This window comes from Chryseobacterium oryzae (genome assembly GCF_022811665.1).
Classification (GTDB): Bacteria; Bacteroidota; Bacteroidia; order Flavobacteriales; family Weeksellaceae; genus Chryseobacterium; species Chryseobacterium oryzae.
In genome coordinates this window covers 1533353-1558750 of sequence record NZ_CP094529.1, presented here as the reverse complement: position 1 = coordinate 1558750, position 25398 = coordinate 1533353, and the positions used below count along the sequence as shown (strand labels likewise).

Sequence of the window (25398 nt, the reverse complement as noted above, 5' to 3'; positions counted from 1 at the left end):
TTAAAACGCATCTTTTTAAGGTGCGTTTTTTGTTTTTTTTAATATGCTTTTTTCAAAAATAAAAAAGTAATTTTCATATATCATTTGCAAATTATGATAAAAATGAAAGTCACAAACTTTAGTTAGTTGAAGTTTATTTTGGCAGAAGTTACTATTTTCCACACTTTCCAAAATATTCAATAGCCTCTTGTATTCCGGAATCAATTTTTTGGTAGTTTATTTTCAATTCTTTAGTTGATTTTGTATTGTTGAAATAATTGGTGATACAAAGCGTTTTCATATTCGTAGAACTGATGTTTGTTTTTATACCCACTTTCCTGCACAAATCACCTAAATATCCAATAGCAATCAATATTGTTTTTGGAATTTTAATCATTAGCGGATTTTGGTTTGTGATTTTATTCAGTCGTTCAAAAAATTCTTTGTACGTTAGGTTTTCATTAGCTAAAAGATACTTTTCACCATTTTTTCCGTATTGAATGCTATTGATAATTCCTTGTGAAACGTTTTTTACATTGACAAAATTTTTTCCTCCGGGTGGATAAAAAATGATTTTCTTCTTCCAACCCATTAAAATGATTTTCCCAGAACTTGGTTTTCTGTCATAAGCACCTAACATAAAAGTAGGATTGAGAATAATGGTTTCTGTCTTGTTAGTTTGAGATAACAAAAAATCTTCCGCTTCTAATTTGCTTTGGGCATACATGGAGTTTGTAAATGGTTTTCTTATCTGATGAGTTTCGTTGCCGGGTTTCTCAAAAGAACCATAACCTATTGTATTGGCGGTGCTTATAAAAATAAATTTCTTTACTCCGCATTTTACACAATTTAGATACAAATGTTTTGTGGCTTCACAATTTACCTTTTTGTAATAATGGTATTTTGTAATGTTCTGGTTGGTTTCTGCGGCAATATGTATGAAGACATCAATGTCATCCAAATATTTTTCAATATTGTCGAAAAGACTACCTTGGATAAGTTGCAAATTGGGGTGATTAATTTCTGTGTAAATATTTGCATCTCGCAATAATGCTTTTACCTGATAATTATTTTCCAACAAATCAATAACCAGATTGGTTCCCAACAAACCTGTAATTCCTGTTACAAATACGTTTTTCATTAGCAGATTTCTCTTTTTATGGCTTTTGTCATTAGCGGAAGTCGTATCCAAATCGGCAATATTCGAAGCATTAACCAACTCATTGGGTTTACCATAATCACGGTATCTCTTTTTATGATTTGTTTTATGCACTTTTCTGCAACTTTATCAGGATTTAATAAGGTTAATTTCCCGAAAAAGCCTTGATTTCTAATTCTTTCTGATACTTCCGCATTGGTTGCCATTGCTCCCGGATTTACGACACTTACGAAAACATTGGTTTCTTTTAGTTCCTGATACAAACCTCTTGAAAATGAATGTATAAAAGCTTTTGATGCAGGATATACCGTTTTGTAACCGATTGGAGAAAATGCTGCTAAACTGGAAACGTTGAGGATATAGGATTTTTTCTGTTTTTTTAGGTTTGATAACAATTGATGAGTCAGTAATGAAGTGGCTAAAACATTAAGCTGAATGATTTTTTCAATGTAGAAAGCGGTGGCATCTTCAAATTTTTTTGTTCCTCCAATACCCGCATTGTTGACGAGAAAATTTACATTATAATACTTATTGATCCAATCACAAAGAGCAATTATGTTCTCTTTAATGCTTAAATCTGTTTCTTTATAAACGACTTGAACGCCAAATTGCTGTTGTAAGTTCAAACTTAATGATGATAAATCCTGATGAGGTAAACTTATCAAAATTAAATTAAAGCCTTTTTTTGCCAATTCCTGTGCAAAAGACTTCCCTAATCCTTGGCTTGCTCCAGTTACCACTGCATACGAATACTCCATATCTTATTATTTAACAGCAAAAATATCAGATAAGATAGGCTGAAATGCTCCAATTGATAAGATGGAACCAATTATTCTTTTTTTTATAAAAATTTATTAATCAATTTGTTAATGGTTCAGTTTTATAAATCGGAACGACTTTTTCTGTATTCAGTGGGGGTATACGAAGTCATTTTTTTGAAAGTAGTATTAAAGGCAGTCTTGGAATTAAATCCCGATTCAAATCCAATGGCTACAATAGTATAGTTGTCGTATTTAGGATTATTCAATAATTCTTTTGCTTTTTGAACCTTGTATTTGTTAACGAATTGAAAGAAATTTTCATTAAACCCATTATTGATCACATAGGAAAGCTGATGCGTGGAGAGCGATAGTTTGTCTGCTAATTTTACTAAGTTCAGTTCACTGTCGAGATATGGTTTTTCGGTTTCAATGAGGTGTAATAGTCTTTCCTTTAGAGTTTCTAATTCGGAATTATTAAGAAGCAGCTTACTTTTTTGCTGTTCATTTTCAATATCGTCCGTATTTACAATTTCATCAATATTCAAATTCTGGGAATACACTTCCTGTTGTTTGATAGAAAAATAAGCAATCATATAGACCACCGCCAAAAAAAATAAATTCATATATAAATTCAACGCTGTAGCATTGGAAAAAGCATTATACAACATTGCAATAATAGTAGAACCCGCAATGGCGTAGATGATGTTTTTTATCCAGTGAAGGTCAACAGGTTCTTTATTGGAAATGACAGATTCAATGTTTTTTTGGTGCTTTTGAATATTAACATATGCTAAAACAGTATATAACAAAGCATTTCCCATCATTAAGATTATTGGCAATATTTTAAAAATTTCTTTGGAAGAAGAAAAGCTGTATAACAAAAAAAATAGATAAATAATAGGTAAAATAAGATATCTGCCACCATCTTTATTCAATTTGTAAGTCGGGTTGGTATAAAATTTAATGCTCAAATAAAAAGCAATAGGAGTAAAAAACTGAATAATACCTTTACCAATAGTAAGATAAGAATTGTTTTTAAAATGTGCTGCATTGAAAACTTCATCAAGCCAAAAAGTTGACCATAACAATAAACATAATCCAAAGTAGAAATTACCTTTTTTATTGGTTTCCATTGGGTTTATTAATAACAGAAAACCAAGTAATAAAAGACCTCCGGCTAAAAGAAAAGAAATTATTTCATTAAAATTCATTGTTTGTTGTTAGTTTTTATTAAGTTTTTTTGTTAAAGTACAACTAAAGTAAAAGTTTTCACGAAATAAAAGTTTCACCATAGGCAATTGCCGGCTTTCGAAGAATTGAAAGTTCAAGGATGCTATGGTCAATCAATGAACTAAACTTACAAAAATTCTACAAGATTAAAAAATAGCTTTACAATGTCAGCTCAGGGTTAATGTAGATTCCACTTTTTTAAATGATGAAATGAATCAATATAAATTAATCGGATGTATGATTCATCAATCAGTTTTTTATACACTTTTCTATTTTTGGGTGCATCAAAAGTAATATATTTAACGTGATTTCGGGATAAGAAATATTTTAAATAGTTCTGATATTCAATTCTTAATTATTTTATCGCAAAGAAAAACAAAGAGAAGTTTACTTTTTGAAATGTTTTTAATCTATACAAAGGCACTTTGTTTAATAAAATAATACAAAGTTTTGTGAGTTATACACCTTGGTTTATCTTAAACATATGTAAATCAAAAATTTTAATATTTTTGCTTGAATATATTTAGAAATCTACTAACAAGGATATTAGCTGATGATGCATTTTTGCCATAAGTCCCTCATAAAAGGAGTTACTTTCCAGCAGTCTTCTATATTTTCATTTTCGAAACATGACCAGTAATAGACAGAATATTCATGTAAACGGAAATTTTCTTTTAGCAGTTTTAAAAGAATTTTTAAATGTTTAAAAAAGTCGTTTTCCGTTGTTTGATCTTCAGTTGCCTGAATGATTATTTCCATTAATGCGAACTTATTATCCTCATCAAATTCAGTCGCATAATAATTGATATATTTTTCTATATCTTTTGGTTTTCCAACAATAAATTCCCAATCCTGATAGTCAGATAAAGTGTAGTGAAGATTCAAGTTTTTTGTTAAATCTTCTATAGCTTTTCGACTTACAAATCTCAATTTAGGTTCTTTCATCGATTTTTTATTATAACAAAAATTGGCTTCATTATTTATGGTTAATCGTAATTTCGAAAGTAAGATATCTAAATTCTATTTGAATTGTAGCAGCTAAAAAACATAGAATAGAACAATCAGTTTAGACTTATGTAATCACAAGATACTTTATCAATTTTTAAGTATAAAGAAGAAGGAATACACTCATCCTTCTTCCTTATATCTTTTGCAGTTAATGATTAATTTTTAACAGCTTCTATTGCTTTCAGATAGGCTTGCATTTCTTTAGCATAAAAACTCGACCATGTTTTTCTTTGGTACTCTTTGTCAGTTTTTCTGTCTAAAATAAAATATCTTTTACCAGGAACAGTTTGAGATTTGCTTGTACCAGCAACAGTAAGACTTGCAGTCTCTCTTTCATAATCCATTATATACCGGTATTTGTTTGTGTCACTGTATTTATTTATGATTTCGCTCTCGGTAGCCAAAACATATTTTCCAGTATAATTTGCAAATGCTATTTTCACATATTTATCATAACTTCCTCTCTCTTTCAGTACGCCAATTAACGTAAAGTCTTCAGATTTCATGTCTGGAGGAATTTCGCCGGACTCAATGGTAATTTTATTGGCTACTGAAGATGTGCTTGCACAAGATTGCAGAGAACTGGAAAGAATAGCGATACTCGCTAAACTGGTAATTAATGTTTTCATGGGGTATTATTTTTGATAAAAATATACTTTTTATGTTAAAATTAGTTATATATTGAAATTTTTGTTTAAAAATGCACATTATTTCTAATAAGTTATAATTATAGTTTCTTTAAATAAAAGGCATTACCTTATCCATAATAACATCGTCTACAAAATATCAATTTTGATTTTGATCCAATCGCTAGACTGCTTATTGGTTAGGTTTTCCAGAGATTTCAGTGACCTATTTTGATATTTTCACGATAGGTCACTAAATAGGTCACTTTCAATATGGTCTTTTTTGCTTTTCTTTGATACTACCGAAAAACAAAAAACGCTGTAAACATTGATGTTTACAGCGTTTTAGCTTATTTTGGTTTCCCAACTGGCGGAGAGTGAGGGATTCGAACCCCCGGACCTGTTACAGTCAACAGTTTTCAAGACTGCCGCAATCGACCACTCTGCCAACTCTCCTTACTTACTACGATTTATCGTTTTCAGTGGTGCAAATATAGAGCGTTTTTCTCTTTTTGCAAAATATTTTTAAAGTAATTTTAACAAGTGTTAATAATCGGTTAGAAATCAGGTTGTTTATTTTCAATTACAGAATATTTGAAAATTTAATTCCTATAAAAACTGCGATGATTCCAAGTAAAATACTCAATCCAATGTAAATAGTTAACATCAAAAATTGCTGATTTTCCCAAAGAGAATAATTTTCGATACTAAATGCTGAAAAAGTGGTGAATCCTCCACAAATTCCGGTTATTAAAAGAAATTTGAGTCCATTATCAAACTTTACCAAATAAGAGGTTAAAAAACCTATCGCAAAACATCCTATAATGTTTACCAACAGAGTTCCAATAGGAAAATTGTTGATTTTCCAAAGTTTCTGAGCGTTAAATGACAACAGATAGCGCAAAACACTACCTAAGCCTCCTCCAAAAAATATTAGAAATATATTTCTCATAAAAAAACGCACCTTTTAATTAAGGTGCGTTTAAATTTATATAATTTAGTCTAATTCAGCAAGATATTTCTCTGCATCCATGGCTGCCATACATCCGCTTCCTGCTGCAGTAATGGCCTGTCTGTAAATGTGATCTTGAACATCACCAGCGGCAAAAACTCCCGGAATATTGGTTCTTGAGGAGCCTTTTTCCGTAAGAATATATCCGTTTTCGTCAAGGTTAACTTGTCCCACAAAGATATCTGTATTGGGTTTGTGTCCAATAGCGATAAAAATTCCGTCCACATCAACGGTAGATTTTTCCTGGGTTTGATTGTTGATGATTACCGCTTTTTCCACTAAATTGTTTTCTCCTTCAATACCAATAAGTTCGTGGTTAAATTTCACTTCAATATTCGGAGTGTTGTTTACTCTGTGAATCATTGCTTTAGATGCTCGGAAAACATCTTTTCTTACCAACATCGTCACTTTTTTACATAATTTTGCAAGATAAGTGGCTTCTTCTGCTGCGGTATCTCCAGCTCCAACAACAACTACATCTTTTCCTTTATAAAAAAATCCGTCGCAAGTTGCACAAGCAGAAACTCCGCCTCCAGCATATTTTTTTTCGTCTTCAAGACCAAGATATTTTGCAGTAGCACCTGTGGAAATAATAACAGATTTTGCAAAAATTTCTTTATTACCCGCGTACAGTTTATGAATCCCACCAATTTCACCAGAAAATTCAGCCTTTGTAATGAGCTCGTAGTGAACTTTGGTGTCGAATCTCTCTGCTTGTTTTTGGAGATCCATCATCATTTCGGGACCTGTAATTCCGGCAGGATAACCCGGGAAATTATCTACTTCTGTAGTGGTAGTTAATTGTCCGCCCGGTTCTAGACCTGTGTACAATTCTGGTTTAAGATCTGCTCTTGCTGCATAAATTGCGGCTGTAAAACCAGAAGGACCAGATCCTACAATGACACAATCTAAAATATTTTGTTCCATAATTTATTTGTCGGTTTATAGTTTGCTAAGGTCGGAATTTTTAATGTTTTATTAAAGTTAATTTGATGATAGTTATCAATATTTAATATCTGAAAAGTAAATTAAATAATATTGTTTTTTTAATTTTTCAGAAACTGCCTTAATTCAGAATTGATGTTTTTTTGGTTTAAATGAAAGGATTCTAATACTTTCTCTACTGAATTTCCATTTTTAAAAACCGTAAAAAGCTTTTCTTTTCCAAATTTAATAAGAATCATTTCGCAAAGTACTGCAGAAACTACGTAAGGTATTGGAGTTTCTTTCTCAAAATAAAGTTTTTCATATATATTGAAGTGTTTGAAAACATCAAAGTCAGGATTTTCCTTTAAATACTTCTTTAGTTTTTCTTTTTGCCACAGATAATCATACTTTCCGCTTCCTCCAAAATAAGTGGCAATTCCTTCATCGAAATAAGAATTTATCTTCGGGAAAAGTTTTGCGGTGTAAAGATGAACCACTTCGTGAGTGTAATATTCTGAGTTATTTCCAGATATAATAATGTTATAAGGTTCTGCGAAACCACCCGATTGATCGGTGTACATCATTGGATGATAATCAAAACCTTTCAATTTGAATGCTTCTTCAGGAGAAACTGTTGAATAGTAATAAATCGGGAATTTCTCAGTTTCAAAAAACTCTGAAAGCTGCTTAATATCTGTTTTTTGCTTTTCAATTTCTATATTGTTTGCTTTTTTTAATGGCGAAATAGAGTAGGTAATGTTGTCTTCTTTCTTCTCTGTCCAATCTTTTGTAGCATAATTTATATACTTGCTGAAGAATATTTTTCCCTCTTTTTTAGAAGCAATCATATTATAAATTGCTTTAATCAGATTAGATTTTGTTTTTGGATTGTATCCTATGAAAGCTATTTTTATGATTTTTTGGTCATCCTTATCGGTTGGAATAATTTCCATGAGTGAAGGTTGATAAAAATCTGATCCCATTTTTCCGTTTTGAATATCCATAATTTCGTAAAAAGGAAACTGGAATTTTTTGAAATCGGATTCAAGCCACAATTTAGAATCTTTAGTTTCTAAAAAGTTACCTAAAGTTTCAATAATTTGGATGTTTAAAGAATTATGCAAATCTACAGTCGGAGAAATAGATTTTATTTTTGACTGACAATAAGTGAATTGAAAAAGTAAACCTAAAATAATTGCACAAAAACTCTTCATGGTAAATCTTTAATGAAAAAAGTTCATTTTCAATGCATCAAACCTTCATTTTAATTTTATCTACATTGATGATTTTGTAGACCATTTCTTTAATAAGTTCGGCATCATCCATATTTACCGCTCCAAGACCTTTTCCTTTCATATCAAACTCTCTCAGGATTGAAATGACTCTCGTAGCATGTTTCAGAGGATAAAAACGGGAAGCTTCGGCATAATCTTTCAAAAAATAAGGATTAATTCCCATTTGAGAAGCAATAGCGTTAGGAGATTGTCCAACCATAGTGTTGTAAATAATGATGTTGGAAAAATAGTTATATAAATTCCCCAACAACATCACAAAAGGATTGTTTTTAGGATTTTTGCCCATAAAATGTGCAATTTTAAATGCTGCATTGGCATTTTTCATTCCTAAAGCTTTCTGCAATTCGAAAACATTGAATTCTTTACTAATCCCGATATGATTTTCTACAATGGTTCCGTCTAAAATTTCTCCCGCTTTTAAAATCATTTTAAGCTTATTAAGCTCATTGGCGATTCTGGAAAGATCATTTCCCAAATATTCTGCCAAAAGATGAGAAATATTGGGAGCCGTTTTTATCTGAAGTCTTAAACATTCGTCTGCAATCCATTTAGGAAGAAGATGTTCTTTTACCGATTCGCTTAAGAATAACGCACCAGATTTTTCCAAAAGTTTGGTAACTTTCTTGCGGCTGTCTAATTTTTTATGTTTGTGGGCAAATACCAAAACGGTAGAAGGTACAGCATTCTGAACATACGTTTCTAAGGCATTGCTTTCTGCTTCTGTAAGTTTTAAATCCTGTGCTTCCTTTACAATAATTACCTGTTTATCTCCCATCATAGGAAACTGTCTTGCCAAAGACAAAATTTCTTGGTAAGAAGTATCTTTTCCGTAAACAACAGTCTGGTTGAATGCTTTTTCGTCTTCTTCCAAAAAATCGTTTTCTAAAGCTTTTACGGCAAGATCTATAAAGTAAGGCTCATCTCCATGAAAAAAATAAATAGGTAAAACTTCTTTATTTTTAATATTTTTGAGGATTAAATCTAATTCTTTCATCGTATTAATGGAACTTCCCAAACTGAATTTTCAGGAAAATTTTGATTTTAAATTCAAGAAAGACAAAGATAAGTTTTTTATCTATGATGTAGTGCGTAAAACTTACCTTTTGCTTACACCCGAAGAGTGGGTGAGACAACACTGGATTCATTATTATCTTAGTGTGAAATCTTATGCGGCTTCAGCATTAATTACCGAAAAAAAGATTGTTCTGAATGGCTTAACCAAACGAATTGATCTTTTGGTAACAGAAAAAACGTCACCTAAAATTTTAATTGAATGCAAAGCTCCACAAATAAAACTCACCGAAAAAACCTTTGAACAGACAGCAAGATACAATTCAATTATCGGGGCAGAAGAAATTATTCTAACCAATGGTTTGCAGCATATTCATGCTTTTTACAGCAATGGAGAATATCAGTTTTACAAGCCTCAATAAATTTGAAATTAATTACAAATATTATTCATAAAAGTTCTTTACTCCTCTCTATTCACCAAATCCATCGAAAACGCGGGCAGACAAATAGCAATGTATTCGCAAGGTTCCGAAAAAGGATTGCTGTAACGTATTCTTGCTCCTTTTTCTATGAGAATACTTTGTCCTTTTTCTAAAATTACAGTTTCACCATCAATTTCAAACTGTTTTTTACCGGAAATAATGATAGTAAATTCATCAAATTCCGGAGTTTGATGTGGCTCGCTCCAATTGGGTGGGGCAACCATGTGTGCAATAGAAATATTAGCATTTTGTGTTGAATTTCCCCAATGTTCTTCTATTAATTTCCCGTCTGTAGTAGGTACTACGAAAGGAGATTTCTGAATTTTGTATTTCTTCATTTTTTATTGAATTGAATATGATTTTAAATTAAAATTTTAATAATTTTCTTTTCTTATTTCGTACAAAAAATTGATTCTTGAAGGTTCACCTTCGTAATCGACTTTTTTCTCCTCAACTTTTTTTGCTCCAATTTTTTCGATTGCAATTTGAGAACGCAAATTGTCTTTTCCAATATAAAAATTTACTTTGTTAACATATTGGAAAATGTAGTCGAGCATCAGTTTTTTTATTTGTGGATTAATACCTTTTCCCCAAGAATGTATTCCATAAAATGTATATCCTATAAAAATACTGTTGTCAGATTTGTTATAATCGTAAAATCTGCTGCTTCCTAAAATTAATCCGGTAGCTTTTTCTACAATTTTAAATGCTCCTTTACTTTCCATCGCAGCATCAAAAAAATTTTGAAAAACAGTCCTCTTATAACGGTCTTTATTAGGATGTTGTTCCCAAACTTCCGGATCTGATGCCACTTCGTACAAAAATTCAAAATCCCCTTGTTTTAAGGGGATTATTTGGTATTTTTCGTTTTCTAAATTAGGCTGAATAGAAAATTCCATAATTAGCTCTTTGCCTTTGCAGATTCAGATTCAATCTTCTTAATTTCTTTAAGTTTTTCTGCAATTTTGGTTACTGCATCTGGTTTTGCAGGTTTCAATGGAATTTCGGCCTGTGCCATATCCCATTTAATGACTAAGTTTCCTGAATTTTCATCAGTAGGATTCAGGGTGATTTCAAACCATTCCTGTTTATCTGCCAATTTATTTACCGGAACCGTTACATCCAAAACATCTTGTTTAGGATCGTAAGTATATGCTCCCCATTGTTGGAAATCTTTGTTTAAAATAACTTTCCATTCTTTTTCGGTAGGTACAATAAACAAACCGTAAGTTCCTGCCTGAATTGTTTTTCCACCGAAATTTACAGACTGCCCGAAAGTAATTTTTGTTGAAGAATTGGCTCCTGCTCTCCAAACCTGACCATAAGGAACGAGTTCGCCGAATATTTTTCTGCCTTTTACTCCTGGTCTTCCGTAATCTACGGTAATTTTAGACATAGAAAACTGCTGTTCAACTTTTTGTCGCGGACTTGCCGCCGGTACAGAATAATCTTGTGCTAAACTGAAAACGGAAGCGGATATGCAAACTGCCAATAATAACTTTTTCACTTTTTTTAAATTTTGCTAAAATTACGAAATGGATATTACAAATTGGTTTTTGAGATTGATAAAATTTGTTAAATTCAATAATAATCATCTTCGGAAATTTAGCATCGAAAAAAGAAAAACCTCATGATGAGTTCAAGAGGTTTTTACAATAAGATAGTTTTAAAGTGATTATTCTGGCATCGCTTTCCATTTTTGGATGATCGATGAATACAGGTATATAAAAATAAATCCACCAAAAAGAATGATATAGCTAATTCCTAAACCAAGAGAATCGAATACGGTAAGACATGTCTTATTTCCTGTAGCATGATCGTAAATTTCTCCTCGACAATCTGCAGTCTGATGGATACTGATAATTGCGAAAATTAAGAGAAGCAATAAAACAAAACCATTAATAGAAATATTGATTAAAATAGAAGAGACCATCTTATTAAGGTTTTTCAGATTAAAAATAGGTGGAAGAAGTATCGCAAATGCAATAAAGAGTAAAAGATAAGGTATGAAAACTTCAGCTTTGCCATTAGCCACAACACTATAAAAAACACTAATTAAGGTAACTGCCAAAGCCAAAAGTCCCGCACTGATTATGCTGAATAAAAGTGATTTTAACCCTGTAATTCTGAAGCTGAAAATTAATGCAGAAAGAAAAAATGCAATCCATAAATAAATGTGAATATTTTCTGAAACAAAATCTTCATTTTTCACAAAATCGATGTTTTGAAGAACATCTTTAATGTTTTCTGTGTGATAATAGTAATTGGTAAGATTGTTTTTAAAATAATCTTTTGGAGAGATTTCTTCATTAATTTTAGGATTGAATTCTCTGATTTTAACACTGTCGCTTACAATGTTTCCGCTTTCGTCTACAGAAGCCGATACCGAATCTACAGTTACAGCAGAATAGGTATCATCATCATTATTACCTGGTTTGTAGTCCCGAATAAAATATCGCACTTCAAAATTGGGATTTTGTGATGAGTAAACCATTTTTGCCCATATTTTAGCATCCAGATTTGTACGAATTCTGTATTTTTTAGAGATTTCGAGAAAGTCTTTTAGTAATTTCTCCAGTTCTGCAGGTTTTTTTCTGTTTAAAAGTTCTGTCGTTTTTTGGTTAATAGCCGCTTTTTTTGTTTTCAGAAAGGTGTTTTCGGCATTTTTATATGGGTATAAACTATTGTCTTCAACAGCTCTTACGTCATAATCTGCATTTTGATAACTGTAATCATACAGCAAATTAGAGAAATTATAATACGTAAGCCCGGTTGTAGTAATGTATGAAGAAAGATCTACAACATTTTTTTTGAAGTAATAGATCTCAGAATTATCTTTTTCTTCGGAATAGGCGATGGGTGTTTTTAAAGAATTTTCAGGCTCCGGCATAATAAAATCTCCATTTTTGTTTTTTTTGAATGAAGTCTTAGAATACACAGAATAAAACTGATAAACTCTGTCGTAATAAACAAAATATTTTTGGTTTCTTTCTATTTTATCAATATCGGTTTCACAATATAAATCTTGGAAAGGTTTAGGAAAAAGACGGTTATCTAAGGTGTAATTTTCCAGACTTTGAGCTAAAAATGGATAGCTTCTGTTAATAACATCTATGTCTTTCACCATTTCCTGATCAGAATACTTTTGATTGATGTAAACTCTGAAACCAGTCTTGTAAGAAAAGAAAAAAGTTGTTCCCGCAAAAATAATGATGAAATACTGTACAAACTGAGCAAATAATTTTCCTTTTGTAGAAGGATAAAAGTTTTTGAATGCATTGTTTTTCAGCATCATAAGAAGCCATCCAACAATCATTAAAATAGAAATAATAAGATGTACAAAGAAAACGCCATCTGTAAAATAATCATTTTTTACACTGTATTTCTGTAGCGAAACAGGATCTATATGAGAAAGATAGCCAATTATAAAAAACAGAATATGTACTCCGAAACTAGCCAAAAGCATCCATACGATTCTGGTATTCCAGATAGATGGATATTTTTCTAGCAGATATTGGTTGAATTGATGTATTTTTTGCATTGTAGAATAATTTTAAGAAGATTAGTTTACAAAAAATCTTCTTGTGGAAGATGAAATATTTCTGATGTACACGATTTCTGCACCGGCGTTTCCTAAAGCCTTCATTACTTCTGAGAACTGAGTCTGAGAAGAAAAATAAGCCACAAAAATTCCACCATTAAAATTCAGTTTTTCAATATTTAGTGCTGCGAAAATCTCCAATAGTCTGTCTCGCGATTCGGGAGTGTCTATTTCTATGATTAAATGGGTGTTTTCTGAAGACTGCAATTCAGAATTATCTTTATACTGACCGTTTTTAAGGAAAATAACTTTATCCGAAACTTTTTCCACTTCATACAATTGCTGAGAACTCAGAATAAGTGCGATAGGATTGTTTACCGAATTGGCAATAGATTTTAAATCTTCCAAAATTACCTGTTGAGCCAAAACATCAAGATTTGCCAAAGGTTCATCAAGCAAAAGAATTTCCGGTTTTCTAAGCAGTGTTCTGGCTAATTCAAATCTCATTTTATACCCGGAAGAGAGTTCGCTCCATTTCAGGTGCTTGTAATTCCACAAGCCGAGCCTAGCAATCATCATCAAAGTTCGGGTTTCATTTTCTTCCGGAGGAATTCCGTAGTTAGAGAGTACAAATTTTAAATTGTCTTTCAGACTTCCATACCATTTTTCTGTACGCTGAGGGATATATACCAGCTTTGTACGAAGATCATAATCATTTTTTGGTTCTTCATTAAATGAGTAATTCAGTTCGCCTTCGTTATAAGAGATTTCTTTGGCTAAAATTCTCAAAAGGGTAGTTTTCCCGTTTCCGTTTTCCCCAACCAGACCATAAACTTGTCCTTTATTAATTTCTACAGAGATAGGACCGAGAGAAAAACGGTTGCTTCCGTAAGATTTTAAAATATTTCTGGCTCTTAAAACCGATTTTTCCAAAGAATGTTCTTTTACAGGAATTTTTTCTATATTTTGAAGAAGATTTTTCGATTTTTCAACGAGTTCGTCGATGTATGTTGGGAATTTTTCTTTCCAGTCTGTAAGTTCTATTGCTTGTCTGTAGATTTCCATGTTTTGTGTATCCATGGCGCAATCCAGCAGTTTTCTGAATCCCAGAACAGTATCTTTATTCTCGAAAAAATGATATACTTCGGCTACTCTTTGCTGATGTTTGGTCATTTGTTTTGTTTAAGTTAACCGAAGATAATATTTTTAAGCTAAAATGTATATCTAAATGGTGAGAAAAATTTAATTTATATTTGATGATATTTTTAGATGTAAATCATGAGTAGAAATTTTATTTTTTTTATCATTATTGCTTTGAGTTTAAACCTCTTTAAAGCTCAGGAGACAATACCTTTCAGAATCTCAAAGTACAATAATATTATTGTTAAATCTTTAGTCAATAAAAAAGATTCTCTGGATCTCATGTTTCAGATTGCGATGGAAGATGCTTCTATTTCTCCTCAAAGAATTAGAAAGGCAGATCATATTATTTTTAAGGACGAAATAAGTGATGGGAATACGGTTAAAATAGGCAAAAAGACTTACAAAAACATCCGTTTTTTTGATAATGAACTCACCGGTCATGAAGCTGATGGTAAAATAGGAACCGGGATTTTTAAAGACCAATATTTTAAGATTGATTATGATAATAGTCAATTCGTTATTTATGATAAAGTGCCCGACTTAAAAGGTTATCAACCTATGAATCTCTATGCTAAAAATGGTCAGTTTTTCATTGTGGCAGATAACATCATTGTAGATCAGCAACAGGAAGCATATTTTCTTCTTCAGTCGGGGTATTCGGGCGGTTTGCTTTATAGTAACGAATTCGCAGAAGCTCATCATCTGAACGAAAAACTGAAAATTACGGGAGAAAAGTCACTCAAGAATTCTGCCGGACAAACCGTTACAACAAAGCAAGGTATTTTACCTTTTTTAAAACTTGGAAATATCGTTTTGAAGAAGGTAAGTGCAGGCTTTTTTACAGGAGATCTTAAAACTCAGCATTCTAACTATTTTGCTGCCGATCTTATGCGTAGATTCAACTGGATTTTCGATAAAGACAGGAAAATCGTTTACATTAAACCGAGTAAATATTTTGATGAACCCTATTATAAGATTAATTAGAGTAAAAACTTTTATAATTTATTCTAATTAATTTTTTATCTGATATTTACTCCAAACAAGTGCCCAACAACTGCAGTAACAGCCATTGCTACAGTACCCCAGAAACAGATTCTTACCATTGCGATACCCACTTTAGAACCACCTGTTTTTGCTGCTACAGCCCCCAAAATCATTAGGAAAATAATAGAAAAACCATACTGGTAATATACCATGTCGCTTTCTGGAGCAAAAACTGCAAGAATCATTGGTAACGCCGCACCGGAAAGAAATGAGAAAAAAGAAGCAATGGATGCCTGAAGCGGTTTTGCTTCAGTAATTTCGTTGATGCCTAATTCGTCTTTTGCGTGGGCTTCTAAAGCATTATGATTGGTGAGTTCTTTTGCGACAAGCATAGCCGTTTCTTTGCTTACTCCACGTCTTTCGTATATTTTTGCCAGTTCCTGAAGTTCGATTTCAGGGATTTCCTCAAGTTCTTTTTTTTCTCTTTCTATATCTGCCTTTTCGGTGTCAGATTGTGAGCTTACAGAAACATATTCTCCTGCAGCCATAGACATTGAACCCGCAATAGTTCCTGCCAAAGCAGCTAAAATGATAGATTGTCGGCTAGGATCTGCAGCGGCAACACCTATTACAATACTCGTTGTGGAAAGCAAACCGTCATTAGCACCTAAAACAGCAGCACGTAGCCATCCTACACGATTTACATAATGTTTTTCCAGTTGATGTTTCATCAAAATAAAACTAAAATTAAAATAATTAAATTAAAAGTTTTGCGAAATAATTACAAAAAATATTCTGAAAGCAAATTACAAAAGAATTTTTGAGTTTGCTTGAATTTCAATATTGAAATTCAATGATATGTTTCAGAATTAAAGATTTGATAATATTTAATATCAATAAGAATTTAAAAAAAGGTGTTTATTAAATTTATTGATCTTTTATTGATTTTTAATATAATAATGAATTTTAGATTTATTAAAATTTTAATTATTTTACTTATTTTACTTATTTTACTTGGGGTATTTATCGGTTTTTGTTAATGAAATTCAGAATTTATTGTTTTAATCAATTTATTGTAATGAAGATTTTGAAATGCGAAAATTTCCTGAAAAATTAATTTTATATTAATTATTATTTTGGAACTGTTTTAAATGGAATGTTAATTGCAATCACTCTTATTATTTTATAAATTAATTCTAATTTTCTTAAAATTATCATTCTTTACATAGCAAATTGGTAAAATTTTTCTCAAAAAAACACCCACTTTTAGTATTAAAAAGTGTTTTTATTACACTTATCATTATTTTTTTTATAATTATTTTTTATCATTTGTTATCATATAATTACCTAGACTAAAAAGGCTGTATTCAATTTCTTAATATTCGATTTAATTAATTGTAAATTCAATATTTATGATTTGTTAAAGTGTATAAAATATGATAAGCTTATCATATTTTTGTAACAAAACTTATCATAAAAAATAGATATCTAATTTACTGATATGCAGTCAGTAATGATAAAATAATTTTTTTTATTCGTTTGAATTTTTATATTTGTAATGTTACCTAAATGTTAACATTTTATGAAACCGAATTTCATTCATACCTATGTATCTGTTGACTGTGTTGTTTTTGGATTTGATTACGAAAACAGACTCAATATACTATTGGTTCAAAAACATGATGAAGATGATTCAGAAAAAAAACAGATCAAACTTCCGGGAAGTCTTATATTCAGTGAAGAAGATGTAGATGATGCTGCCCAAAGAGTTCTTCATGAACTTACAGGAATCAAGAAAATGGTTTTGAAACAGTTTAAATGCTTTGCAGATCCTATGAGAGCCAGTAATGAAAGTGATATAAAATGGATGGGAACAGAGTATAAACATGATATAGACAGAATTATAACCGTTGCATATCTTTCTCTTTGTAAGATAGATCATAAAATTAACAGTTCTAAATATAGTACAGTAGATTGGTATCCAATAGATGAAGTTCCGGCTTTACCGTTCGATCATAATAAAATTATCAAAGAATCTCTGGTAGAAATTAGAAAATGGATAGAATCGGATTTCTCGATCATTTTCGAACTATTACCGAAAAAGTTTACCATAAGACAACTTTATCAGCTTTATTCAGCTTTAAGCGAAAAATACATAGATATTAAAAATTTTCATAAAAAAATTTCATCATTCAACTACATTATTCCACTGGAAGAAATCGAAAAAAACGTTTCGCACCGCGCTGCAAGATATTACAAGTTTGATGCAAAAATTTTTAAAAAAAACAATTCAAAACTTATTAAATAAAATTTACCCAATTCAAATATGTACTTGTTAGGATACGATATCGGCAGTTCATCTGTAAAGGTTTGTCTCATTGAGGCTTCCAGCGGAAAAATTATTGCATCAGATTTTTCTCCCAAAAAGGAGATGAAAATTATGGCAGCCAATCCGGGATGGGCAGAGCAAAATCCTGCAGACTGGTGGACCAATCTTAAACTTGCCCACGAATCTGTAATGCATCATTCTGGCATTAATGCAGAAGACATCAAAGGTATCGGGATTACTTGGCAGATGCATGGTCTTATTCTGGTTGATAAAGATCAGAATTTACTGAGACCTTCCATTATCTGGTGTGACAGCCGTGCCGTACCTTATGGCGAAAAAGCCTTTAAGGAAATTGGTGAAGAAAAATGTCTTTCTCATCTTCTTAACTCACCGGGAAATTTTACAGCATCAAAACTAGCCTGGGTAAAGGAAAATGAACCTGAGATTTTTAATAAAATTGATAAAATAATGCTTCCCGGAGATTATATCGCGATGAAACTTTCGGGAGAAATAGGAATTACTGTTGAAGGTCTTTCAGAAGGGATTTTCTGGGATTTTAAAAATAACTGTATCTCCGAAGATGTTATCAATTATTACGGAATTCCTAAAAGCTTTTTCCCGGAAATCGTGCCAACTTTCGGAATTCAGGCAACGGTTTCAGCAGCAGCAGCAGCAGAATTAGGTTTAAAGGAAGGTACACCAATTTCTTACAGAGCAGGAGATCAGCCTAATAATGCTTTATCGCTTAATGTATTCAATCCAGGCGAAATTGCTTCTACAGCAGGAACTTCTGGAGTTGTATACGGTGTTTTGGATCAGTTGGATTACGATAAGCTTTCAAGAGTCAATACATTTGCTCATGTTAATCATACCGAGGAACTCACAAGATTGGGCGTTTTGCTTTGCATCAACGGAACAGGAATTTTAAACTCGTGGCTGAAGCATAACTTCGCAACATCTCTGGCTTCTTACGGCGATATGAATGATCTCGCATCTTTATCACCGGTTGGGGCAAAAGGTCTGAGCATTATCCCTTTCGGAAACGGAGCAGAAAGGGTTTTAGAAAATAAAGATACCAGCTGTTCTATCCACGGGATTAATTTTAACATCCATTCAAAAGGCGATATTTTACGTGCTGCTCAAGAGGGTATTGTTTTCTCTTATGAATATGGGATGGACATTATGAGAAATATGGGGATGGATATCCAGGTCATCCGTGCAGGAAATGCCAATATGTTTTTAAGTTCAATTTTCCGAAAGTCACTGGCGGGAGTGAGTAATGCCGTGATTGAGCTTTATGATACAGACGGTGCGGTTGGTGCTGCAAGAGCCGCAGGTATGGGAATCGGTTTTTATGCCAATACCAAAGAAGCCTTCTCGTCATTAGAAAAAATAGCCGTCATAGAACCACAATTAGAAAAAAGAGATCAGTATCTGGAAGCCTACGACAGGTGGAAAAGACATCTTAGCGAAATAGTATAATCAATCATTTTTCAAAGGAATTTTTACAATACTTATTGATGAAAAAAATCAATAGGGAAGGGATTCTCAAATCAATTTTAAGCAATTAAATAAAAAATAAATTAAATATATATGAACACTTTAACAGGTACAAAAGAGTATTTTACAGGTATCGACAAAATCAAATTTGAAGGTAAAGAAAGCAGAAATCCATTGGCATTTCGCTATTATGAAGCGGATAGAGTAGTAATGGGAAAACCAATGAAAGACTGGACAAGATTTGCTATGGCTTGGTGGCATACACTATGTGCGGATGGAAGCGATCCTTTTGGAACATCTACCATTCATCATCCTTGGAACAAATCTACAGATGCCGTTTCCAGAGCAAAATATAAAATGGATGCAGGTTTTGAGTTTATGCAGAAAATGGGATTCAATTTCTACTGTTTCCACGATATCGACTTGGTAGATCCGGCTGATAACTGGAAAGACTACGAAAAAAATCTTCAGGAGGTTGTAGAATACGCTAAAGAAAAACAAAAAGAAACGGGTATCAAATTACTTTGGGGAACAGCTAACGTTTTTACACACGAGCGTTATATGAACGGAGCTTCTACCAATCCTAACTTTGATGTTGTGGCTTGCGCAGGAACTCAGGTTAAAAATTCTATCGATGCAACGATTGCATTAGGCGGCGAAAACTATGTATTCTGGGGAGGTAGAGAAGGGTATATGAGCCTTTTGAACACAGATATGAAGCGTGAAAAAGAGCATCTTGCACGTTTTCTTAGCATCTCTCGCGATTATGCAAGAAGCCAAGGTTTTACAGGTAATTTCTTGATCGAGCCAAAACCGATGGAACCTACAAAACACCAGTACGACTACGATGCAGAAACAGTAATCGGTTTCCTAAGACATTATGGATTGGATAAAGATTTCAAACTGAATCTTGAAGTTAACCACGCTACATTGGCTGGTCATACCTTCGAGCACGAGCTTCAGGCAGCTGTAGATGCAGGGATGTTAGGTAGTATTGATGCGAACAGAGGCGATTACCAAAACGGTTGGGATACAGACCAGTTCCCGGTAGATTATTTGGAAATGATCCAGGCTTGGTTGGTTCTTCTTCCAGCGGGTGGATTAGGAAAAGGCGGTGTTAATTTCGATGCAAAAATCCGTCGTAATTCTACCGATGCAGAAGATCTTTTCATTGCACACGTTTCAGGTATGGATGCTTTTGCAAAAGGATTATTGGTAGCTGCTGATATTCTTGAAAATTCGGATTACAAAAAATTGAGAACAGAAAGATATTCATCATTCGATAATGGTAACGGTAAAGCATTCGAAGAAGGGAAACTTACTTTGGAAGACCTTCAGAAAATTGCTCATCAATCTGGTGAACCAATGCCAAAAAGCGGAAAACAGGAATTGTTTGAGGCTATTGTAAATATGTATATCTAAAAATATAGGAACACTGAATTGAAAAATTTAGTGTTCCTCCTAAACTAATTTAAAAATAATAATTATGAATCTATTTCATTTAAGTAAAACCAATAGAGCTGCATTATTTTTTGCGATGGCTTTATTGCCGTCTGGTATGGCTTATGCTCAGAGTAAAAAGGATACCGTTACGAAAGAAAAGCAGATTGAGGAGGTTGTGGTTATTGGATATGGAACTCAAAGAAAAGAAGCAGTTACAGGATCTGTGGCTACAGTTAAAGGTGAAGCACTTAGAGAAGTGCCAACTACTAACATTACTCAGGCATTACAAAGTAGAACAGCTGGTGTAGATATTAATCAAACTTCGAGTAGGCCAGGTGCTACAATGAAAATTAGAATTAGAGGTTCCAGATCTCTATCAGACGGTGCAAACGATCCTTTAGTAGTTTTAGACGGAATTCCTTTTATAGGTTCTTTGGGAGACATCAGCTCTAGTGATATTAAAAGTATTGATATCCTAAAAGATGCATCAGCAACGGCTATATATGGATCAAGAGGTGCCAATGGTGTTATCTTAGTGACTACAAATAGAGGAGCAAAAGGTCAAAAGCCAAGATTTACCTATAATTCTTTCACAGGTTTTCAGACACTTTTTTCCAGATATCCTATGATGAATGCGGCTCAACTTACTCAGTTAAGACATGATGCCGGTGATTTGATTAAGAATGGAGATAGTGAGAAAGATGGCACTGATACCGACTGGCAGAAATTATATTACAAACCTGCGATAATGACCAGCCACGATATTGGAGTGTCTGGAGGTACAGATGGCGGTAATTATAATGTTGGTTTGTCTTATCTAAAACAAGATGCTATAGTACCGTTACAAAACTACGAGCGTATGGCTCTAAGAATAGGTCTAGATCAGCAGGTGGGAAAGAGTTTTAAATTTGGATTTACCACAAATTCTAACTTTGTAAAATCTGAAGGTAATGGTGTTGCTTCTGCTCCAACATTAGGATACTCTCCATTAGCAAGCCCTTATGACGAACTTGGAAATTTAAGAAGAACTCTTACGATGTCATCCAATATGGATCAGGCTTGGGTATATACTAGAAAAAGTATAGAAGCTCTTGGAGATAAATATGTAGATGAAACTAAAGCTTTCTCGTCTTACAATAATTTTTATGGAGAAGTAAAATTACCTATTGATGGTTTAAAATACCGTCTTAACGTAGGTTTAGATTTTAGAACATCCAATGGAGGTAATTATGTTGGTGTGGGTGTTTTCAATACAAATCCAGGTTCAATCTCTTCTGCTGGTAAAAGGAATGACCAAACCTACCATTGGACGCTCGAAAACTTGTTAACCTATGATAAAACATTTGGTAAACATAAGATTAATGCTGTAGGTTTATATTCTTCTGAGCAGAATACCTGGATGGGTGGTTCTATGAGTGCTAAAAATGTACCTGCAGATTTTTTCCAATATTATAATCTTGGGCAGTCTCCTCAAACGGATATTACAGTTAATCCTGGAGATCAGTACTATGGTAGAAGTGGTTTGATGTCTTATATGGCAAGAGCTATGTACACTTTCGATAATAAGTACATGATTACAGGTACAGTACGTGCAGATGCTTCGTCTGTATTGGCAGAAGGTCACAAGTGGCATACCTATCCGGCAATATCTGTGGGATGGAATGTAGCTAATGAAAGCTTTATGCAGAATATAAAGTTTATCAATTCATTTAAATTGAGATATGGTTGGGGGCAGACATCCAACCAAGCAATTAGTCCCTATACAACTTTAGGAGCACTTAACGTTAATCCGTACAACTTTGGAGCAGGTTATGCAAGTGGAGTTTCTATTAATACATCTCCCAATCCATCTTTAAGCTGGGAATTTTCTAAAACACATAATGCAGGTGTCGATTTTGGCATCTTAAATAATAGAATTACTGGTACTGTAGAATATTATAATACCCATACATTTGGAATATTACAAAGAAAAGGTCTTCCGCCATCTGCAGGAATTCCTGGAGGGGTACTAGAAAATGTTGGTGATGTTGAAAATAAAGGATGGGAAGCATCTCTTAATGCAACTATTATTGATAGTAAAGATGACGGATTTACTTGGGATGCTGGTGTTAACTGGTATGCTAACAGAAACCAAATTCTTTCTATTGCTTCCGGACGTGATAGAGATGAAGGAAATCTTTGGTTTGTAGGTCATAATATTAATGCTTTATACGATTATCAATATGTTGGTTTATGGCAAAAAGGAGATCCTTATCTCAATATTTTAGAGCCTCAAGTTGGAGCTGCGCCGGGTATGATTAAAGTGCTTTACACAGGAGGTTATAAAGCAGATGGTACACCAGAAAGAGCAATAGGACCACAAGACAGACAAATTATTGATACCAATCCGAAATGGCAAGGTGGATTTAATATGAAATTTGCTTACAAAGGGTTTGAATTAAGCACTGTAGGTGCATTCCAAAAAGGAGGAGTTCTTATTAGTTCAATTTATGGTTCTGCAGGATATCTCAATAGATTAACCGGTAGAGGAAATAATGTGGATGTAGATTATTACACTGATGATAATCCGAACGCAAGATACCCAAAACCTGGAGGTCTGCAAAGTGGTGATAATGCAAAATACCTTTCAACATTGGCACTTTTCGATGGTTCTTATTTAAAACTAAGAACTCTAACTTTAGGATATAATTTAAAGAAAGAATATCTTAATGACTTAGGTCTTAATAATCTAAGAATTTATTTCACAGTTACTAATCCGTTAGTATTATTCTCTCCATACCACAAACAATCGGGCATGGATCCAGAGCCAAACTCAACTGGAGATCAAAATCAGGCTGTAAGTGGATATCAAAGCCGTCAGCTTATTATTGGGACGAACAATCCTGCAACAAGAAGTTTTATAATGGGAATTAATTTATCTTTTTAAATCACATAATCATGATAAAAATCAACAAAAAAATAGTATTAGGAGTTCTGGTATGTACATTATCATTATCTAGTTGTAATGAAGTATTAGACGAACAGCCGAGATCAGGATATACGGTAGATTATTTCAATTCTGCAGATGGAGTTACCTCAGGAGTTACCGCATTGTACAGAAGTTTACGTTTACTCTATGGTAATGGTTATTATATGAGTGCTACTCAAAATGGTACCGATGAAGCTACTTGGGGACAAAGTGCAGATGGTAACTTTAAAGACCTAGACATGACGGGTGCAGCTAATGCGATCAATTCAAACACATTTCCTACAAGTATGGTTTGGGGTTCGGTTTTCCCGTATATCAATACAGCAAACGGAATTATTGAGAGAGGTCCGAAATTTAGCATTGCAGAATCTCTTGTTTCTGAGGCAAGATTTTTCAGAGGATTTTATTATTTCCAATTGGTACAAACTTACGGAGGGGCACCATTAGATTTAGGTTCAGGAGAACTAGCACTTAATATTTCTCCAACAACTAGATCTAAGAGAAATACAGTACCAGAAGTATATACTAGAGCAATTTTTCCTGATTTGCTTAAAGCAATCGATAATCTTCCGGCAGCGCCTAGGGTGACCGGTGGTGTAACAAAAAATGTTGCTAAATTATATCTGGCAAAAGCATATTTAACATACGGGTGGTGGTTGCAAAACCCAAATAACATTCCTACTTATCCGGATACTCCGAGAGTAGATCCGGCGGGGCATAATGCACAATGGTATTTCCAAAAAGCGTATGACTTGTCTTTAGAAGGAATTAACAGCCCTGGTTCTTATGCTTTACAGCCAACATATTATGACGTAAACGAAGGCTCTAAGGATCGTAATTCAGAAGAAATGCTTTATGCAGATCATACGGCTTCTAGTATTTTCTATAATGAAGGAGATCCTGTAGGATACGGTTCTGGATGGGCACCAGATAACTTTGCAGGATGGATGCAAACTTGGAACTATACCAATATAAAAAGTAGTAAATCTGCGACTTCTTTTGTTTCTGCAAGTCCTATAACAAGAGAAGCAGCACAACCATTAGGAAGACCTTGGGTTCGTTTGGCACCGCCAATTGGAGTGATCAAAAATACATTTGCTGACAAGACTAATGATTCTCGTTATGATGGTACTTTCGTAACTACTTATAGAGGTAATTGGCAAAAAACCGGAACAGGTAACGAATCTCTTACAACTATGTACAATGCTAATAATTTGCCTGTTTCTGTAGGGGGTGCAATCTTAAGCTTTTTAGATGATGATTCACAAATGAATAATATTATTTATCCTTCAGGTAGTGGTCAAAATAATATTGGTGCAGGTACTTTACCAGGAAGAGCAGATTATGTAATTTCTCCAAATGGAATCAGCAGAATCGTATATCCAGGTTTGTGGAAAATAGGACCTTATCAGACTAATGATCCTAATGGTCTTGGATATCCAAATGCGGCTATTACCAGACCATTCCCTGTAGCAAAATTCTCTGAGTTCTATTTTATTGCAGCAGAAGCAGCGGTGAAAGGTGCATCAGGTGCAATGAGTGCAAGAGATCTAATTAATGTTATCCGTGCAAGAGCAGGGAAATGGAGGTTTAGCAATAAAAATAATGCTACTTATATTGCTGATAATAGTGCTGCAATGATAGCTGCAACTCCTTCGGTTATCACAATAGATTATATCTTACAAGAGAGATCAAGAGAATATTACGGAGAATTTTACAGATGGTTCGATTTGGTAAGAACTCAGAAATGGGCAGAATATGGTGCAACCTATCAGATTGGTGGTACAGCATATGGCAATCATACACCACAAACATTTACTAGAAATATCCAGCCGTATCATTATCTAAGACCAATTCCTCAAGGGCAGTTAGATGCTATGAGTGAAATGTCGGCAGATGAAAAAGCAAAATACCAAAATCCAGGGTATTAATTAAAATTAGTTTACATTCTTATTAACATTACAAAGTGGGTGCTAACTACACCTGCTTTGTTTTAATTA

At 33.2% G+C, this 25398-nt stretch carries 22 protein-coding genes and 1 tRNA gene; 7 read left to right on the top strand and 16 right to left on the bottom strand.

The window, feature by feature from the left end:
- Positions 1–151: 151 nt before the first annotated feature.
- From MTP08_RS07195 to holA, 10 genes are all read right to left on the bottom strand, one after another.
- On the bottom strand, positions 152–1120 hold the full coding sequence (locus tag MTP08_RS07195; RefSeq protein WP_243577703.1) for an NAD-dependent epimerase/dehydratase family protein: 969 nt from the start codon (positions 1118–1120) through the stop codon (positions 152–154).
- On the bottom strand, positions 1120–1896 hold the full coding sequence (locus MTP08_RS07190) for an SDR family NAD(P)-dependent oxidoreductase (protein ID WP_243577702.1): 777 nt from the start codon (positions 1894–1896) through the stop codon (positions 1120–1122). The genes MTP08_RS07195 and MTP08_RS07190 overlap by 1 nt, the downstream gene beginning before the upstream one ends.
- Before the next feature lie 122 nt (positions 1897–2018).
- Complete coding sequence (locus MTP08_RS07185; protein WP_243577701.1) at positions 2019–3110, bottom strand: helix-turn-helix domain-containing protein; 1092 nt, start codon at positions 3108–3110, stop codon at positions 2019–2021.
- Between the two features lie 565 nt (positions 3111–3675).
- Positions 3676–4074 carry a hypothetical protein gene (locus MTP08_RS07180; RefSeq protein WP_243577700.1) on the bottom strand — a complete coding sequence of 133 codons (399 nt, stop codon included), beginning with the start codon at positions 4072–4074 and terminating at the stop codon, positions 3676–3678.
- A 218-nt stretch (positions 4075–4292) separates the two neighbouring features.
- Complete coding sequence (locus MTP08_RS07175) at positions 4293–4766, bottom strand: hypothetical protein (protein WP_243577699.1); 474 nt, start codon at positions 4764–4766, stop codon at positions 4293–4295.
- Between the two features lie 365 nt (positions 4767–5131).
- Positions 5132–5219, bottom strand: a tRNA-Ser gene (locus tag MTP08_RS07170).
- 127 nt (positions 5220–5346) lie between these two features.
- Complete coding sequence (crcB, locus tag MTP08_RS07165; RefSeq protein ID WP_243577698.1) at positions 5347–5715, bottom strand: fluoride efflux transporter CrcB; 369 nt, start codon at positions 5713–5715, stop codon at positions 5347–5349.
- A 45-nt stretch (positions 5716–5760) separates the two neighbouring features.
- Complete coding sequence (gene trxB, locus MTP08_RS07160; protein ID WP_209391089.1) at positions 5761–6702, bottom strand: thioredoxin-disulfide reductase; 942 nt, start codon at positions 6700–6702, stop codon at positions 5761–5763.
- Positions 6703–6821: 119 nt separating this feature from the next.
- Complete coding sequence (locus MTP08_RS07155) at positions 6822–7916, bottom strand: hypothetical protein (protein ID WP_243577697.1); 1095 nt, start codon at positions 7914–7916, stop codon at positions 6822–6824.
- Positions 7917–7953: 37 nt separating this feature from the next.
- Positions 7954–8991, bottom strand: a complete 1038-nt coding sequence (gene holA / locus MTP08_RS07150; protein ID WP_243577696.1) for a DNA polymerase III subunit delta — start codon at positions 8989–8991, stop codon at positions 7954–7956.
- A 7-nt stretch (positions 8992–8998) separates the two neighbouring features.
- Between holA and MTP08_RS07145 the strand changes: the two genes are divergently transcribed.
- Positions 8999–9430 (top strand): type I restriction enzyme HsdR N-terminal domain-containing protein, encoded by a 432-nt coding sequence (locus tag MTP08_RS07145; RefSeq protein WP_243577695.1) that lies wholly within the window; start codon positions 8999–9001, stop codon positions 9428–9430.
- A gap of 38 nt (positions 9431–9468) precedes the next feature.
- Here the strand turns inward: MTP08_RS07145 and MTP08_RS07140 are convergent, their stop codons facing one another.
- The 5 genes from MTP08_RS07140 to MTP08_RS07120 all read right to left on the bottom strand — a co-directional run bounded on the left by MTP08_RS07140 (position 9469) and on the right by MTP08_RS07120 (position 14204).
- Positions 9469–9828: a cupin domain-containing protein gene (locus MTP08_RS07140; RefSeq protein ID WP_243577694.1), complete on the bottom strand. Its 360-nt coding sequence runs from the start codon at positions 9826–9828 to the stop codon at positions 9469–9471.
- A 36-nt stretch (positions 9829–9864) separates the two neighbouring features.
- Complete coding sequence (locus MTP08_RS07135; protein WP_243577693.1) at positions 9865–10389, bottom strand: GNAT family N-acetyltransferase; 525 nt, start codon at positions 10387–10389, stop codon at positions 9865–9867.
- 2 nt (positions 10390–10391) lie between these two features.
- Positions 10392–10997: a DUF2911 domain-containing protein gene (locus tag MTP08_RS07130; protein WP_209391095.1), complete on the bottom strand. Its 606-nt coding sequence runs from the start codon at positions 10995–10997 to the stop codon at positions 10392–10394.
- Between the two features lie 168 nt (positions 10998–11165).
- Positions 11166–13031, bottom strand: a complete 1866-nt coding sequence (locus MTP08_RS07125; protein WP_243577692.1) for a hypothetical protein — start codon at positions 13029–13031, stop codon at positions 11166–11168.
- A gap of 21 nt (positions 13032–13052) precedes the next feature.
- Positions 13053–14204 (bottom strand): ABC transporter ATP-binding protein, encoded by a 1152-nt coding sequence (locus MTP08_RS07120; RefSeq protein ID WP_209391097.1) that lies wholly within the window; start codon positions 14202–14204, stop codon positions 13053–13055.
- A gap of 105 nt (positions 14205–14309) precedes the next feature.
- Here MTP08_RS07120 and MTP08_RS07115 point away from each other — a divergent pair, with 105 nt between their 5' ends.
- On the top strand, positions 14310–15158 hold the full coding sequence (locus tag MTP08_RS07115) for a hypothetical protein (RefSeq protein WP_243577691.1): 849 nt from the start codon (positions 14310–14312) through the stop codon (positions 15156–15158).
- Between the two features lie 35 nt (positions 15159–15193).
- Here MTP08_RS07115 and MTP08_RS07110 read toward each other — a convergent pair whose 3' ends face one another.
- Positions 15194–15889 (bottom strand): VIT1/CCC1 transporter family protein, encoded by a 696-nt coding sequence (locus MTP08_RS07110; RefSeq protein WP_243577690.1) that lies wholly within the window; start codon positions 15887–15889, stop codon positions 15194–15196.
- Positions 15890–16740: 851 nt separating this feature from the next.
- Here MTP08_RS07110 and MTP08_RS07105 point away from each other — a divergent pair.
- The 5 genes from MTP08_RS07105 to MTP08_RS07085 all read left to right on the top strand — a co-directional run bounded on the left by MTP08_RS07105 (position 16741) and on the right by MTP08_RS07085 (position 25329).
- Positions 16741–17466 carry an NUDIX hydrolase gene (locus MTP08_RS07105; RefSeq protein ID WP_243577689.1) on the top strand — a complete coding sequence of 242 codons (726 nt, stop codon included), beginning with the start codon at positions 16741–16743 and terminating at the stop codon, positions 17464–17466.
- A gap of 18 nt (positions 17467–17484) precedes the next feature.
- Positions 17485–18969 (top strand): xylulokinase, encoded by a 1485-nt coding sequence (locus MTP08_RS07100; RefSeq protein ID WP_243577688.1) that lies wholly within the window; start codon positions 17485–17487, stop codon positions 18967–18969.
- Positions 18970–19080: 111 nt separating this feature from the next.
- Positions 19081–20409 (top strand): xylose isomerase, encoded by a 1329-nt coding sequence (xylA, locus tag MTP08_RS07095; protein WP_243577687.1) that lies wholly within the window; start codon positions 19081–19083, stop codon positions 20407–20409.
- Positions 20410–20473: 64 nt separating this feature from the next.
- Positions 20474–23356, top strand: coding sequence for a SusC/RagA family TonB-linked outer membrane protein (locus tag MTP08_RS07090; protein ID WP_243577686.1), 2883 nt, complete (start codon positions 20474–20476; stop codon positions 23354–23356).
- 11 nt (positions 23357–23367) lie between these two features.
- The gene (locus tag MTP08_RS07085) at positions 23368–25329 is read left to right on the top strand and encodes a RagB/SusD family nutrient uptake outer membrane protein (RefSeq protein WP_243577685.1); all 1962 of its coding nucleotides are present in this window, start codon (positions 23368–23370) and stop codon (positions 25327–25329) included.
- The last annotated feature ends 69 nt before the right edge of the window (positions 25330–25398 follow it).

Excerpts from the sequence above, each read along its gene's own strand:
- MTP08_RS07190 (WP_243577702.1), bottom strand. The coding sequence starts at position 1,896 with ATGGAGTATTCGTATGCAGTGGTAACTGGAGCAAGCCAAGGATTAGGG.
- MTP08_RS07100 (WP_243577688.1), top strand. The coding sequence starts at position 17,485 with ATGTACTTGTTAGGATACGATATCGGCAGTTCATCTGTAAAGGTTTGT.
- MTP08_RS07135 (WP_243577693.1), bottom strand. The coding sequence starts at position 10,389 with ATGGAATTTTCTATTCAGCCTAATTTAGAAAACGAAAAATACCAAATA.
- MTP08_RS07115 (WP_243577691.1), top strand. The coding sequence starts at position 14,310 with ATGAGTAGAAATTTTATTTTTTTTATCATTATTGCTTTGAGTTTAAAC.
- MTP08_RS07120 (WP_209391097.1), bottom strand. The coding sequence starts at position 14,204 with ATGACCAAACATCAGCAAAGAGTAGCCGAAGTATATCATTTTTTCGAG.
- MTP08_RS07110 (WP_243577690.1), bottom strand. The coding sequence starts at position 15,889 with ATGAAACATCAACTGGAAAAACATTATGTAAATCGTGTAGGATGGCTA.
- MTP08_RS07140 (WP_243577694.1), bottom strand. The coding sequence starts at position 9,828 with ATGAAGAAATACAAAATTCAGAAATCTCCTTTCGTAGTACCTACTACA.
- holA (WP_243577696.1), bottom strand. The coding sequence starts at position 8,991 with ATGAAAGAATTAGATTTAATCCTCAAAAATATTAAAAATAAAGAAGTT.
- MTP08_RS07085 (WP_243577685.1), top strand. The coding sequence starts at position 23,368 with ATGATAAAAATCAACAAAAAAATAGTATTAGGAGTTCTGGTATGTACA.
- MTP08_RS07185 (WP_243577701.1), bottom strand. The coding sequence starts at position 3,110 with ATGAATTTTAATGAAATAATTTCTTTTCTTTTAGCCGGAGGTCTTTTA.
- MTP08_RS07155 (WP_243577697.1), bottom strand. The coding sequence starts at position 7,916 with ATGAAGAGTTTTTGTGCAATTATTTTAGGTTTACTTTTTCAATTCACT.
- MTP08_RS07090 (WP_243577686.1), top strand. The coding sequence starts at position 20,474 with ATGAATCTATTTCATTTAAGTAAAACCAATAGAGCTGCATTATTTTTT.
- MTP08_RS07145 (WP_243577695.1), top strand. The coding sequence starts at position 8,999 with ATGGAACTTCCCAAACTGAATTTTCAGGAAAATTTTGATTTTAAATTC.
- MTP08_RS07105 (WP_243577689.1), top strand. The coding sequence starts at position 16,741 with ATGAAACCGAATTTCATTCATACCTATGTATCTGTTGACTGTGTTGTT.
- MTP08_RS07180 (WP_243577700.1), bottom strand. The coding sequence starts at position 4,074 with ATGAAAGAACCTAAATTGAGATTTGTAAGTCGAAAAGCTATAGAAGAT.
- trxB (WP_209391089.1), bottom strand. The coding sequence starts at position 6,702 with ATGGAACAAAATATTTTAGATTGTGTCATTGTAGGATCTGGTCCTTCT.
- crcB (WP_243577698.1), bottom strand. The coding sequence starts at position 5,715 with ATGAGAAATATATTTCTAATATTTTTTGGAGGAGGCTTAGGTAGTGTT.
- MTP08_RS07195 (WP_243577703.1), bottom strand. The coding sequence starts at position 1,120 with ATGAAAAACGTATTTGTAACAGGAATTACAGGTTTGTTGGGAACCAAT.
- xylA (WP_243577687.1), top strand. The coding sequence starts at position 19,081 with ATGAACACTTTAACAGGTACAAAAGAGTATTTTACAGGTATCGACAAA.
- MTP08_RS07125 (WP_243577692.1), bottom strand. The coding sequence starts at position 13,031 with ATGCAAAAAATACATCAATTCAACCAATATCTGCTAGAAAAATATCCA.
- MTP08_RS07175 (WP_243577699.1), bottom strand. The coding sequence starts at position 4,766 with ATGAAAACATTAATTACCAGTTTAGCGAGTATCGCTATTCTTTCCAGT.